The following is a 14,415-nucleotide window of genomic DNA, read 5'->3' as shown; positions in this document are numbered from 1 at the left end:
TTAGCTGTTATCAGTTTTAAAAAGTAAAGGTGGTACGGAGTGTCCCAACGTAGATAGTGTCGTTGTCGTTATTGTGTTCTGGGTTGAAGATGACTATTACACCAGGAGTAACGGCAATATTTTCAGTAAGTTGCAATCTGTACAGCGCCTCTAGGTGATAAGATATGTCGTCATCTTCACGACGAACACCGTTTGCTTGAATGAAATCGTTGTCACTTGCTTTAGGTGGTTGACCAAAGATAAAACCAAGTACGCTTCCTTGTGAACCAAAGTCTTTAAAAGCAACGTTTGCAGCCCAGTAGTTAAAGTCTGCTTCATCGCCCTCTCTTACACCACTCTTCGCTTCGGCGTTACTGAAACCATACCAACCACCAATCGTAATTCTAGATCCTAGTCTGAGGGCAGCTTCTACGCCATAGTGGTTAGCCGTCAGAGCAGCACCTTGGAAGGGGTTATTAGCATAGACACTACCTGTAGAGCCAAAGAGGTTAATCTGTCCTCTGTTTTGGTAGGTGCGAGCATAGGTCAAACCGATATTAAATGCTTGACTGGGTTGGAAGGATATCTGACCAAAGGCTGCATATCCACCATCAATTAGACCTGACCCATCTTCAGGATTATTGGCTCTATCGGCTAGATAAGCTGCTGATACAGTAATTGGTCCTTTGGGATTCAAGTTAATTGTCGCACCTGCACCACCCTCACCTACGCGGTAAATGGGGCTGAAGCGACCATAGCGGGAGATAGCACCTCTACCGGAGCTGTTGAAGTCGGGGGTAAAGGTGTTGAGGTTTTCGTATAATAGACCACCAAATGCATCAATCTGGACGCGTATGGCGTCGCTTAGGTTAAATGCATAGTTTACTTTGTCAATCAGAATGTCGTTGTTGTCATTTCCATCAAAACTTAGACGGGTCATGTTTGTACCCGTTACATTTGTACCGTATGGGGTGATATTTCGAGCCTGCAAACGGATTTGCAACCGATCTGAGCCGTAGAAGCTGGAGAGCAAGTTTAGACGAACCCGGTCAGCGAAAATGGTATTAGATTCCAAGTCAGGAGCTGTTGCTTGGTTCACACCAGAGGGAACAGCCCTCTCATCGCTACCAAAAATATCAGATATATTGAAAATCGCTTCTCCAACGAGTTTTGTAGTGGTAGAGAATTGATTTGCTTCTAACTCAGCAGTGCGAGCTTCTAGAGCATCGACACGACCGCGCAGGGTAGCTAGTTCAGCAGAGAATTCTTCTTGCAAGCGTTGCAAAGTAGCTAGATCTTCTTTCCTTACCAAATCAGAGGTAGCTGTAGCAATCAGTTCGTTAACTCGGTCTAAACAAGCATTTAACCCTGCTGCAAATTCATAACGAGTCATAGCTCGATTCCCGCGATAGGTTCCATTGGGATAACCAGCAATACAGCCGTAGCGTTCTACTAGAGACTGCAATGCTTGGAATGCCCAGTCTGTAGGCTGTACGTCGGAAAACTGAGAAACAGATGTCACCTGACCTAGGCTGTCATTTTGTTCGCTCAACTGAACAACTGAAGTGACTTGTTCGTTGACTTCAACAGCCAAGGCACTGTTGGTGGTGAAAAATGTGGCTGCAAAAACAGCTGAACTCAGCTTTAGAACGTTCCAGAACGGTTTTGTCATGATTCTTCTCTCTCACACCAAAGTAAATATTTACAGGGTTCTTCCTATAAATAGATTCTCAGAGAAAGATGAAATTAAGATGAAATTTCAAACTTATAAGCAAAACAAATTTAGTAAGTAAGAAAAGCACTTTGTAGATTGTTTGTCAATGTTAGATTGAGTAAAAGCAATGAATGCATATCTAGATGAAATTAGGATGAAATTATAAATAACTAAATAAAATAATGGAAAGTAAAAAAAATTATTCAAATTTCATTCAAATTTCATTTTTGATTAGCAATATAGAAAACAGTGAATTTATTCATAGTTGAGTGAAGGCAGGCAAAAAAATAGGCTGCCGTGTTGATGACTGGGAATCTATGCAAGGTTGCGCTTTTTTGAGTACCTACTTGGGCTTCTGGCTGCAACAAATCTCCCTTAAATTTACAGCTGCTGGAATTGCCAAGTCCCTCGGTGCCACAAGTCCTCTGTTTGTGCTGCCATTGGCTTTCTTTATAGGGGAGAAAATTAGTTTGCGGGCAATTTTAGGTGTGTTGGTGGCGAGCGCAGGGGTGGAGCTGTTGTTTATCTACCGCTGATTGATGAAAAGCTGAAATTGTCGGCATAGCAGCTAATATACCACTTAGCACAGAGCGGATTCAAATTTACAAATAACCAGTTTGAGAAGGTGCGTTAACAAAGTGTAACGCACCCCACAGTTATAAGGTGACTTTTTAAAAGTTTTTCGAGCGTCTACTTTCTCGAGCGTCCAAGGGTGTATTTTAACGTCTTGCACTGACAAATCTAAGTGGATCGCAAATTGACGGGACTTAAGCTTTGTCGCTCGCAACACAATGAAGCCTCCCGCATCCGCTTGTAAATAGCATTTAAGATGCAGCTACCCTGTTAACTTGATAGCCTTAACTCAAGTTACGGTCGGTTGCTTTACCTAAATAGCATAGGTCTGAACAAGGGCAAGACCAAGTGGAATTTCTCCATTCAATCCAACTTGCTTGGCAGTGACTCGGTACATCCAAGTTTTACTTGAACCAGGAGGTAGGTTAGGTGTATTAACACCTCTCATAAAAACTAATAGCTTTGTTTCAGGCTCTACTGGTTGTGAGAGAACTACTGTAGCTTTTCTGTCATTAATAGAAACCGTCGTTGGAATTTTTTGACCCGATTGATTTTTTACCTCAATTCCCCTATTAATTCTTACCCCATCTGGTAAATCAATCGCTAGTTCTGCCAAGGGTTTTCCCTGTACATGAACTTCAAACTTATGAGTGGCATCTGGGGCAATAGTGTCTTGAGGATAAGCTGCACTTCCGTTCAAATGCGAAGCTTTAAAATCACCATGTTTTCCACTTGCCCAGACAGCAGGAACCGAAGATGTAATTGCCAGGGTGAATGCAGCTACATAAATTAACTTTTTCATCTCTGTTCTCCTTAATAATTAACTCTCTATTTATCAGCATGACATTCATGAATGAAATCCCAATGAAATGTCTTGTTTATCATTAAAAAAATACATTAGTAAATACGAAAATGAGCTACACCTATGGGAATTTCAGCATCAAGGTCAGACTCTTTAGCCCAGAAGCGGTAGACAGAACCATTACCAAGAGTTGACCGTTTTATATTGTTAAGGTCAATGTGGAACTTAGTGTTAGGAGCAATTGGTTCGGTGAAAACTAGCAATATAGTTCTGCCCTTGACAGAAACGTTAGTATTAATTTTCTGTTTATTCTCATATGCAACATCGATATTCTTGATGTCATTACTGATAGTTACATTGTCTGGAACAGTAATAAGTAGCTGGGTAACAGCCTTACTATTTTGAGGAACGTGTAACCGAAAAGTATGTCTAAAAATTCCCCCAATTCCCCGGCGCGTAGAAGGAAATTGTACGTTGCTATCAATATGGGGAACCTTACCATCATTTGTCCTAGCACTTACATAACTAGGAGAAATCAGAACTGCCGTAGCTAGAGCTAATACAGCAGCACATATCAATTTTTTCTTCATATTTAATTACCTATAAATCAACTATGTCAGCTAAATGTGAATTTCATCCTTGGCAATGAACATATTATTAACGGATGCATCACAATTTGGTAAAGCAAACCTTAGCTGCTCCCTTAATTCAACCGTTAATTAAGGATAAGTTAGATAGCTCACGTGTCCTTAGCAAGTTCAACTTACTGGAGATACTTTTGACAAAGAGCTATGCTCCCTCTATTTACTAGAATGACAGAACGTAATGAAATTAAGATGAAATTTTGGCTGCTTAATAAAAATTATTCATTCATGTTACGGTAGGTATTGATTGCTAAAGTATCAATGCGATTGAGCTAACAAAAAATTCAATCTATTAAAGATGAAATGCGCTTACCCTGATACTGTTAGCCTAATTTTATTCTTATCATATATTTACCATTGTGAACTGACTACTAATAAGAAATCAGGCTTTTAGTCTTACCATAGTGGGGCACAACTAAAAAGCCTGATAGGGATGTGAAAAAGAGGAGCATATTTCTAGAATTTATTATAGAAAATTTAAATGAAATTAAGATGAAATTAAGTGACTCTTGATACCTCAGTATTTTCTTATCTACAAGTCTAAATACTTATTAGATGTGTCAAGAGAGACGGTAGTCGCGTGCCTACAAGTCAATTACATTTGTGAAGGTAATTTTGTATTACGTATAGCCTTATATGAAACCTACTGTCCAAGAATTTAATACTTAATAACCGTAGATACCGTAGAAATAATTTTCAGTATTTTCACTATAAATTGTATTTAGTATCTTAATAAAGATACAGCAAATCCATCATAGGTGTTTTAAAACAACAAACAATAGTCTTGAAGTGCGGATGTTCAATATCATTTGCATTTCAAACTATAAAACCTTTAGTAAGCAAAGATTTTGTAGATACATATTGCCTAATTTCATTGATTGCTAGATATAGAAATTTAATAATAGCATTTGACCTCTGCTTAATCAGATTGTCTACTGACTTGAAAACAGGAGTATATGTTTGTAGCAAGCACATAAACTTTCAAAAGTAAACTCTATAACCATCGTCTCACAACAAAATGAAATCAAGATGAAATTGTTCACAAATAACTCTTGAAGTCGTTATTCAAGCTCAAGAGGAATTTTTACAAGTAATTCAACCACCAGTCTTTGTGTTTGGCTTTATAGTTAGCGAACCAATTACAGATGGGATATAGGATAACAAGCATGATTATCCACAAACCATAAATCTTTGGTAAATCATATCCATAATCTGCTGGCATCTGACTAGAAAATATGTAAGGCAGAATAATTGCTTTCCATCCATAATGAGGGAAGGCAAGTACGATCGCAGCAATATGAATCAGCCAAAGGTGGATAATATAAAAAAATAGAGGAACTTTGCCGAAGAGAACAAGGGGGTTAAGAATTCTAAATCTGTGGCTTTCAAACAAATGAAGTATCAGGATTGATAGACCAAGAGTCATCAATAAAAAGAGCAATGAAGGCGGATATTTATGGCAGTTGATAAATGATAGTAGGGTACGAGAAAAGCTGGACTGGAATGACCAAGGCTGAGGGTCTCCGTAAATATTAGTTGCCCGTAGGATAATAAAGGCAAGAATTAGACCTAGCCCCAGACGCCGTAGCAACTGGTTGCGTTGAGATTTTTCCAGATCAAATACTCTTCCAAATGCATAACCTATTGCCATCACTCCAATCCAAGGAATGAGGGGATAGACGATGAAAAAGTTGATTTCTGGAAAGGGTGCGAACATTTTTTGTTCGTGAAGCATCGTCCAAAGCCAACCCCATCTTCCTAATTGTTCAGCATTGAAATTATCAAACAAATTGTGTCCAACTATAAGCAGGATTCCAAGTGCTGTGATCGCTCGAGTCGGAAGATGAATGAGTGCTGCCAAGACTACCATAGACCAACCAATTGCCCAAAGCACCCCCGCGCCAAAAAAGGTTAAGTCGAAAGTCCATGCAAGTTTAATGACAGTCAACTCCAGAAATACCAACCATAGTCCACGCATGAAAAGAAAGTAGGAGAGTTTTCGCTTGTTCTGGTGGCGTTGGAAAGAAAGATAAGTAGCAATACCTACCAGGAGAATAAAAGAGGGGGCGCATAAATGAGTTACCCATCTAGTAAAAAACAGAGGGATGTTTGATTGGGTGATATCTAAAGAATTAAAGCGAACATTGGTAAAAAAGTCTCGCACGTGGTCTAAGGTCATGAGCGCCATGACCAGTCCGCGCCATAAGTCTAGCGATATTAGGCGCTTGCTTATAGGTTGTTTATGGTTCTCAGGGTCAGGGACAGAAACTATTGAACTCATCTTAACTATAATCTTGAATCTACAAGTGCTCTCTATTTGTTATGAACTGCAAACAAGGTATTTATTGTTGTTTCATTTGCAGAAATTGGGGTTTTGAGACACCCTAACCCCTAACTGTCTGATTAATATGTCACTCTGCGGAAAAAAGCTTTCCACTTCTCGCAGAACCCTTCTTACTAGGTTGTAAAACTCCTCATATTTATAAATATCGAAATAATTATAAAGTTAGTGTTTCAACACTAATGACAATTGTGAATTTTCAGTGTGAAAAATCTAACCATACTAATTGAGACAAGAAAACTGAAACCAGGAATTTTTAAACACATATTGTTGTCTATTTGTAAAGTGTATAAGACATAATTAGATGAAAGCGAGATATGACTTGCATATCATAACGAGATGAAATCAAGATGAAATTTCAAGATGAAATCAGGATGAATTTTTAATCTAAAGCAGTGACAGGAGAATTCTCTGAACCTTTGTGTCAGTACACGCAATTCCCAGAGACTTATAATGACGTGGCAATGACTACTAGCTACCGCTCTCGCATCAACCAGTTGACGACAAAATTGAGCATTACAAGGAGTCTACTCAGCTATTACTTAGCTTGACAAGTCCAAATGAAATTAGGATGAAATATTATTTATTGTGTTTCAACGAGTTAAAAAATACTTGAGAAACAACTTTTCCAGTTCAATCCAAACAAACACCAAAGCACTGAATCCAATACAAATGGCAAGCTCTGGGAAACTCAGCCAGTGGGTATTAAAGAAATCCTGTAATGGCGCTACATAAATTAACATGAGTTGTAAAACAGTCGTTAATGAAACTGCCGCAAGTACGTAGGGATTTGAGAATGGATTTAGTTGTAAAGTTAGCTGTGTGTTGGAACGAATGGCCAGTGCATGACCCATCTGAGCTAAACACAATGTTGTAAATACCATCGTTTTCCATCTTTCGGGGTCGCCTGACTGTTGGGTATAGTTATAAGCCCACACCATTAGAGCGATGGCGATCGTGGCAAAGATAATGCCAATGCGAATGATGTAGAATCCTAGCCCCCGTGCAAATATACTTTCATGAGGGTTGTATGGAGGACGACGCATTACATCAGGTTCAGGGGGTTCCATCGCTAAAGCTAAGGCTGGTAAACCATCGGTGACTAAATTCATCCAGAGAATTTGTAGTGGGGAGAGGGGGACTCCACCTAAACCAATGAGAGGAGCAGCGGCGACTGTCAAAACTTCACCAATGTTGCTGCCCAAAATGTATTTAATAAAGCGGCGAATGTTGTCGTAAACAACCCGTCCTTCTTCCACCGCATGAACAATTGTGGCAAAGTTATCGTCCAACAATACCATATCACTAGCTTCCTTACTCACATCAGTGCCAGTGATGCCCATTGCGATACCAATGTCTGCCTGTTTGAGGGCTGGGGCATCATTCACCCCATCTCCGGTCATCGCTACCAATTTTCCTTGATTTTTCAGTGCTTGGACAATTCGTAGTTTATGCTCGGGAGAAACACGGGCGTAAACATTAACTTGGTTAACTTGTTGCTCTAGTTCAGCCGTAGAAAGCCTTTCCAAGTCCTGACCGTTGAGAACAAAATCACCTTCTTTAGCGATGCCTAAATTGTAGGCAATTGCCTGTGCTGTTAACTGGTGGTCTCCTGTAATCATAATCGGGCGAATGCCTGCTTGCTGACATTGAGCAACTGCTTCTCTTACTTCTGGTCGCGGTGCATCCAACATTCCAACTAACCCCAACCAGACTAACTCTCGCTCAGTTGTATCTTCTGAGCGCTCGTCCGTAGGTATGGCATCTAAAGGTTTATAGGCAAACCCCAGCACTCGCAGTCCTTGACGCGCCATTTGGTTGTTTTGCTCAAGAATATAAGCGCGTTTTTCAGCACTCAGAGCAAAAGAGAGTTCGGTATGGAGCGCCGCAGCGAAGCGATCGCCTACTCCGTCATCATCTAGTATTTGAGATGTTGAAGTACCAACATAATAAGTTGTACAAAGCTCTAGAACTAATTCTGGCGAACCTTTAGTAAATATTAATAACTGGGGATGGGGTGTGAGGTGTGAGGAGCGGAGGGAGAATATTTGTGTTAACTCGTTTCTATCTTGCCTCTGACAAATCACGCTCATCCGCTTGCGTTCTGAGGAAAATGGAAATTCTGCAACACGGTAGAACTGATTTAGCAGGCTTGTTTGTTTCATGCCAACTTTACCCGCCAAAGATAGCAATGCTCCCTCTGTAGGGTCTCCCAAAATTTCCCACTCATTGTGCTTTTGCTGTAGCACCGCATCATTACAAAGTACACAGGTAAGTAACAGCAGTTCCAGTTCTGGATAATCGTTTGAATTTATAGCTGTAACGGCTTCCTTTATATTTGATTCTACGGTGTACTGGAGAGCGTAGCTATTCTTGTTAAGTGTGCTAAGTATACTATCTGACTTATCCTTATCGGGGGGATGTAACTCAAATGTTCCTATAGGAGCATAACCATTTCCAGTTACCTTGAAAATACGACTAGGTGTGCGAACCCACTGCACGACCATCTTGTTTTGAGTCAGCGTGCCTGTTTTATCTGAACAAATGGTGGTAACCGAACCTAATGTCTCAACTGCTGGCAGCTTGCGAATCAACGCTTGACGACGTACCATTCGTTGGGTGCCAATTGCCAAAGTAACGGTAATGACAGCAGGCAACCCTTCCGGTACAACGGCTACAGCCATGCTTAAAGAAACTTCTAACAGTTGCTCAAAGTATTTGAAGCTACCCGTCCGCAAAATACCGCCGATAATAACCAATGCCACTAAACCAAGGGAACCTGTTACCAAAACATTGGCTAACTGGGACATTCGCTGTTGCAAGGGAGTCGTTTCAGCCTCGACGGACTGGAGCAAGGCGGCAATTTTACCAAGTTCAGTTTGCATCCCTGTAGCCGTAACAAGCACTTTTGCCCGTCCTTGGACAACTTCTGTGCCTTGAAATACCATGTTGATACGGTCTCCCAAGGAAGCATTTTCTGGTAAATTACCAGCAGAGCGTTTGTGAACTGCCTCTGCTTCCCCAGTTAAAGCAGCTTCCCGGACTTGCAAATTTTGTACTTCCAGTAAACGACCATCTGCGGCAACTTGCATTCCAGCTTCCAAAAAGATAACATCCCCAGGCACTAGTTCCAATGCTTCCACCTCAAAAATTCTGCCGTCACGTACAACTCGCACTTTTGGAGAACTCAGCCGTTTGAGGGCTGCGAGGGCTTTTTCAGCGCGGCTTTCTTGCACGAAGCCAAGCAGACCGTTGAGAATGACAATAACAGATATAGCGATCGCATCTTTGGGAAACTGAGCCGCTCGCAAATCTAAAATTGCTGAAACTACTGCTACCGCCATCAGCATTACTAACATGATGTTGGTAAACTGGTCTATCAGGATAGATAGAGGTTTGCGGCTGCCAAATTCCCGTAATTCATTAGTACCGTATTGCTGCAACCGTTCCGATACTTGCTGAAAAGTCAAACCATTGTCAAGGTTGCTTTCTTGCAGTCTTAACGTTTGCTCAATTTCTAGAGCATGCCAAGGTATGGCTGTATTAGATGCAGAGTCGGATAATTCAGATTTCATGGGAGCTTGCTAACTGTGTTACTGGTTCACTTCTATACTTACATTGACAGAAATTGATGAAATCAGGATGAAATATTAGCTGCTTGAAGAAGGTTTACATTTGGGCAATGGTAATTATCAAAACTTGAAGTGAAATATTTAAAGAGCAAATTTTCCAGTTGATGTTTCAAAACTGAACTTATTTTGAATCGATGCATACAGGTTTGGTAAAATTTGATTTTCTCCTACATTTACACATCCATCAGAGAAAATTTGATATTTTACCATTATCTTATTTACCATTACGGTCTTCCAGAAAACAAGAGTCTTATTCTGTTGTTCATTGCTACTGTCCCAGTGACAATAGATACCATTTTCAAATATTGGATTTTTCGCTACCTCAATCGCAGTTCCCCTTCAGCGGTAGTTACCTATCGCAACATGAATAAATAATTTTTATTAAGTAGTCAAAATTTCATCTTGATTTTATAGTGACCTGTCATTCTAGTAAAGGAAAGGTTTGTATACCAAGGGTGAATCTGCAAGTTGTTGGCATCAATATGGAAATTCCTATAGGTATGGCTCGGTTTCGCATCTATTTTAAACACCGTTGTATTCAAGTATACAAATTTAGAGTATTCGTACACTAAAAATTTAAAAATGAGTTGCTAAATGTATGCCACTTGCCCCCCTTTTCAGATATTATTAAAAGTATGAACAGTAATTCAGATATTCATAAATAGAGCTAAACCCAGGAGGCAAAGATGGGAAAACGCAACAGTTCGGACTGCGGTGCTTGTGACCATGATAAGTACGCTCGTAACCACAATCATGACGATGATGACAGCCACGAGCATGGACACAGTCACGGGGACGGCGATTTCAATGTGAAAAAGGAAGTTGCTCCAGTTGCTGTAGTAATAGCCCTATTTGCCCTGGGTTTAGTGTATGAAAAACCTTTACATAACACGCCCTTCTCCATTGGCGAATACCTAGTTTTCATTCCGGCTTACCTTCTCAGTGGTTGGACTGTTTTGACCAGCGCCGGACGCAATATTCTTAAGGGCCGGGTGTTTGACGAGAATTTTCTAATGACAGTGGCGACTTTGGGAGCGATCGCTATTCACCAACTTCCGGAAGCCGTTGCAGTCATGCTGTTCTACAAAGTTGGGGAGTTATTTCAGGAGTTTGCAGTTGGTCGCTCTCGCCGCTCAATCAAATCTCTACTAGAAATTCGCCCCGATTCTGCCAACCTTAAAGTCAACGGTGAAGTCAAAACCGTTTCACCTGAAGCCGTTCAGATCGGTGATACGATTCTGGTCAAACCGGGAGAGAAAATTCCCTTAGATGGCGAAATTTTAGAAGGCAATTCTCAGGTTGATACTTCGGCTTTGACGGGAGAGTCAGTGCCCAGAACCGTTCAAATCGGGGAACCTGTTTTAGCAGGTATGATTAACCAGTCAGGCGTGTTAACGGTCAAAGTCACGAAACTGTTTGGCGAATCTTCGATAGCCAAAATTCTGGATCTGGTAGAAAATGCTAGCAGCAAAAAAGCTGAGGCAGAAAAGTTTATTACCCGATTCGCCCGGTACTACACACCAATTGTCGTTTTTGTCTCTCTGGCGGTGGCTTTGCTTCCCCCGTTATTTATTCCAGGTGCAACCCACAATGAGTGGGTCTACCGTGCATTGATCCTGCTAGTCATTTCCTGCCCCTGTGGTTTGGTAATTAGTATACCGTTGGGGTACTTTGGTGGAGTTGGAGGAGCAGCTAAACGTGGGATATTGGTCAAAGGTGCAACATTTCTGGATGCTCTAACAGCAGTTCAGTCGGTGGTTTTTGATAAAACTGGAACTTTAACCAAGGGTGTTTTTAAAGTCACTGAGGTGATACCTAAAAATGGCTTGAGTGAGGCAGAACTCCTGACACTGGCAGCTAAACTAGAATCCCAGTCCAACCATCCAGTCGCTAAGTCAATTCGAGATGCCTATGGTAAGCCAATTAACAACTCGGATGTGCAAGACTACGAGGAAATTGCTGGGCATGGAATTCGAGCACTAGTCCAAAATCAGGTTGCGATCGCAGGTAACGACCGCTTTCTACACCGAGAAAATATTGACCATGATGTCTGTAACGTAGAAGGAACAGTGGTGCATTTAGCGGTTGATGGGCGTTATGCCGGACGAATTATCATTGCTGACGAGCTAAAAGAAGACGCGGCTGAAGCAATTCGGTCTTTGAAAAACTTAGGGGTTGAACAAACCGTGATGCTGACAGGAGATAACCGGGCAGTAGCGGCGGGAGTAGCTCGCTCTTTGGGGCTGGACTCTTACATAGCAGATTTGTTACCTGAAGGCAAAGTTGATGCAATTGAGAAACTCCTTCGCCAAGCTCGCAAGGGTAAAAGGATTGTATTTGTAGGAGATGGCATTAATGATGCGCCCGTGATTGCTAGAGCTGACGTGGGTATGGCAATGGGGGGTATAGGCTCGGATGCAGCGATTGAAACTGCCGATGTCGTCATTATGACCGATGCGCCCTCCAAGGTGTCTGAAGCCATTCATATTAGTAAAAAAACTAACAGAATTGTTTGGCAGAATATCATCCTTGCTATGATCGTTAAAGGTATCTTTATCATCTTAGGAGCTTTCGGAGTAGCAACACTTTGGGAAGCCGTTTTTGCTGATGTGGGTGTGGCACTACTGGCCATCTTCAATGCTGGTAGAGTTTGGAGATAGGTTGCCGTCTTAGCTGATGAAGTTAAATAACTCTATCTCACGCACCATAAAATACTTTTCAAGTCAAAATTATGGAATTCTTATATATCTGTTAAAGGAGAGCTAAAAATTTCACAGCAATTTCATCTTCATGTGACAAACTAGTGCAAAGGAAGTCCTGTTAGTATGAAAAATTTATTGTATGGCTAGCAATTATAACAGGACGTAAATCCCAGCCTTGAGCCGTTACTCTAGTTCCTCATTACTTAAGGACACTCCCGATAATGCACAGCCTTGAATTTTCCCAAAAACCTACGAGACTCCGCTGTATTTCTGGAGGACTCCTGAGCCTGCTCCTGCTATCTGCTCCCGAAGTTGTTTTAGCGGGTGCTGGACATAATCACGGAAGTGGAAGTGAATTTCAAGGAGGAGGCGAACCAACAGGTTCTGTTGAAGTTGATGCCGCAACAGCCAAACGGCTAGAAATTAAAGTTGAGCCAGTCAAACGGCAGCAGCTAGCTGTTGGCATTAAAACTACCGGGCAAATTGAAAACTTGCCCAGCCAAAAAGTAGAAGTGACTACCCCAATTTCTCAGGCGAAAGTGATTGAGCTGTTGGTAGAACCTGGTGCATCAGTAAAAAAAGGTCAACCCGTTGCCGTGTTAACCAGTCCCGATTTGGTAACATTGCGTGTTGAATCTCAGGAAAAACTCGCCCAAGGTGAAGCTGACTTACAGCAGGCGCAAGCTGACTTAAGGTTAGCCCAGCAAAGCTACGAGCGATATCAGCAGATAGCCGCAGCGGAAATAGCCGAAGCCCAGAGCCTAGTGGCTTTTGCCCAAGAAAAGTCTGATAAAGACCGGCAATTAGCGGATTCAGGCGCTCTCCCCCGTCGCGATGCGCTGGAGTCCCAAACCAAGCTAGCAGAAGCAAAAGCTCAACTTACCAAAGCTTCAAGCCGTCGGGATGTTATTGAGGCGGAAAATCAACTGAAACGCGCTTCTGCTGCCGTTGATGTTGCCAAATCGCGTATCCAACTGAGCTACGCCGCTTATCGTACTAGACTGCAACAACTGGGAAACCGCGCCAACGCTAAAGGACTTGTGACGGTGACAGCTCCAATTTCCGGCAGAGTTGCTGACAGGGAAGTTACCCTTGGTCAAGCATTTGAGGATGCAGGTGGTAAACTAATGACGATTGTCAATGATAGTCGGGTATTCGCCACAGCCAACATCTATGAAAAAGATTTAGACAAAGTAAAGACTGGTCAACGAGTTAATGTCAAAGTTGCTTCTGTGCCTGACCGCACCTTCACTGGACGTATTACCGTGATTGGGTCTGTAGTAGCAGGTGATACACGTGTCGTGCCTGTGAAAGCCGAAATAGAAAATTTAGGCGGTGTGCTCAAGCCAGGAATGTTTGCCCAACTAGAAGTTTTGACAGACCAAAAATCAAGAACTATTGTAGCAATTCCCAGAACTGCTGTGGTAGAGGCAAATGGTCAAACAATGGTCTACGTACAAAATGGTCAGGCCTTCCAGTCAGCTGAAGTGACGTTAGGTCAAACATCTGGGGATTTGGTAGAAGTCACTAGTGGGCTATTCGAGGGAGATTCAATAGTTACCCAGCGTGCGCCACAACTTTACGCACAGTCTTTGCGAGGCGGTAACAAGCCTAAGGAAGGAAAGGAGAATGTTGAAGGGCATTCGCATTCAGAAGGAGAGGAAGAAGCGCATTCACAATCAGAAGAGACTAAGGCTGAAACTCATAATTACCCGCTACCTTTATGGTTAATTGGAGCACTGGGAGGCACAGCAATTGCCACTGGTGCTTTCGTGGCGGGTAATTCCTGGTCTAGTCGTCGTACCCGTTACCGTACAGTAGCAGTGGGTAATTCCGAGTATAACGCTGTTCCTTATGAAACAGAGGTTTATCTCGACAACCACAACCACAAGCAGCCAACCTTATCTTCCTCCGCTGTACAGGATGAGGATAATAAAAGTCCTCACCAGCCAAATTAACAGAAAATCACCAGAATTTAGTGCTGTTGCCAAGTGGATAGCTGTTGAGGATAGCGGGGGAGTCAAAGTC

Annotated in this window: 8 protein-coding genes and 1 pseudogene; 4 read left to right on the top strand and 5 right to left on the bottom strand. The window is 42.0% G+C overall.

Going from position 1 to position 14,415, the window contains the following annotated elements:
* Positions 1 to 16: 16 nt before the first annotated feature.
* The gene (locus WA1_RS49985; protein ID WP_017741066.1) at positions 17 to 1,651 is read right to left on the bottom strand and encodes an iron uptake porin; all 1,635 of its coding nucleotides are present in this window, start codon (positions 1,649 to 1,651) and stop codon (positions 17 to 19) included.
* Between the two features lie 311 nt (positions 1,652 to 1,962).
* Between WA1_RS49985 and WA1_RS49980 the strand changes: the two genes are divergently transcribed.
* Positions 1,963 to 2,229, top strand: coding sequence for an EamA family transporter (locus WA1_RS49980; RefSeq protein ID WP_017741064.1), 267 nt, complete (start codon positions 1,963 to 1,965; stop codon positions 2,227 to 2,229).
* A gap of 350 nt (positions 2,230 to 2,579) precedes the next feature.
* Here the strand turns inward: WA1_RS49980 and WA1_RS49975 are convergent, their stop codons facing one another.
* From WA1_RS49975 to WA1_RS49960, 4 genes are all read right to left on the bottom strand, one after another.
* Positions 2,580 to 3,068, bottom strand: a complete 489-nt coding sequence (locus tag WA1_RS49975; protein ID WP_017741063.1) for a DUF2808 domain-containing protein — start codon at positions 3,066 to 3,068, stop codon at positions 2,580 to 2,582.
* A gap of 95 nt (positions 3,069 to 3,163) precedes the next feature.
* Entirely contained in the window at positions 3,164 to 3,658 is a 495-nt protein-coding gene (locus tag WA1_RS49970) for a DUF2808 domain-containing protein (RefSeq protein WP_017741062.1), read from the bottom strand.
* A gap of 1,138 nt (positions 3,659 to 4,796) precedes the next feature.
* Positions 4,797 to 5,993 (bottom strand): acetyltransferase domain-containing protein, encoded by a 1,197-nt coding sequence (locus WA1_RS49965; protein WP_017741061.1) that lies wholly within the window; start codon positions 5,991 to 5,993, stop codon positions 4,797 to 4,799.
* 653 nt (positions 5,994 to 6,646) lie between these two features.
* Positions 6,647 to 9,628 (bottom strand): cation-translocating P-type ATPase, encoded by a 2,982-nt coding sequence (locus tag WA1_RS49960; protein ID WP_017741060.1) that lies wholly within the window; start codon positions 9,626 to 9,628, stop codon positions 6,647 to 6,649.
* A gap of 279 nt (positions 9,629 to 9,907) precedes the next feature.
* Here WA1_RS49960 and WA1_RS54365 point away from each other — a divergent pair.
* From WA1_RS54365 to WA1_RS49950, 3 genes and pseudogenes are all read left to right on the top strand, one after another.
* A pseudogene (locus WA1_RS54365) lies at positions 9,908 to 10,060 on the top strand (CemA family protein); the annotation flags it as partial.
* A gap of 311 nt (positions 10,061 to 10,371) precedes the next feature.
* The gene (locus WA1_RS49955) at positions 10,372 to 12,345 is read left to right on the top strand and encodes a heavy metal translocating P-type ATPase (protein ID WP_017741058.1); all 1,974 of its coding nucleotides are present in this window, start codon (positions 10,372 to 10,374) and stop codon (positions 12,343 to 12,345) included.
* Positions 12,346 to 12,608: 263 nt separating this feature from the next.
* Positions 12,609 to 14,345, top strand: a complete 1,737-nt coding sequence (locus tag WA1_RS49950; RefSeq protein WP_017741057.1) for an efflux RND transporter periplasmic adaptor subunit — start codon at positions 12,609 to 12,611, stop codon at positions 14,343 to 14,345.
* Positions 14,346 to 14,415 lie beyond the last annotated feature (70 nt).

This window comes from Scytonema hofmannii PCC 7110 (assembly GCF_000346485.2).
GTDB lineage: Bacteria > Cyanobacteriota > Cyanobacteriia > Cyanobacteriales > Nostocaceae > Scytonema > Scytonema hofmannii.
Note: the sequence above shows the minus strand (reverse complement) of the source record. Positions and strands in the feature narration are given on the sequence as shown.

Coding starts and splice junctions, on each gene's coding strand:
- WA1_RS49985 (WP_017741066.1), bottom strand. CDS start 1,651: ATGACAAAACCGTTCTGGAACGTTCTAAAGCTGAGTTCAGCTGTTTTT.
- WA1_RS49975 (WP_017741063.1), bottom strand. CDS start 3,068: ATGAAAAAGTTAATTTATGTAGCTGCATTCACCCTGGCAATTACATCT.
- WA1_RS49970 (WP_017741062.1), bottom strand. CDS start 3,658: ATGAAGAAAAAATTGATATGTGCTGCTGTATTAGCTCTAGCTACGGCA.
- WA1_RS49965 (WP_017741061.1), bottom strand. CDS start 5,993: ATGAGTTCAATAGTTTCTGTCCCTGACCCTGAGAACCATAAACAACCT.
- WA1_RS49960 (WP_017741060.1), bottom strand. CDS start 9,628: ATGAAATCTGAATTATCCGACTCTGCATCTAATACAGCCATACCTTGG.
- WA1_RS49955 (WP_017741058.1), top strand. CDS start 10,372: ATGGGAAAACGCAACAGTTCGGACTGCGGTGCTTGTGACCATGATAAG.
- WA1_RS49950 (WP_017741057.1), top strand. CDS start 12,609: ATGCACAGCCTTGAATTTTCCCAAAAACCTACGAGACTCCGCTGTATT.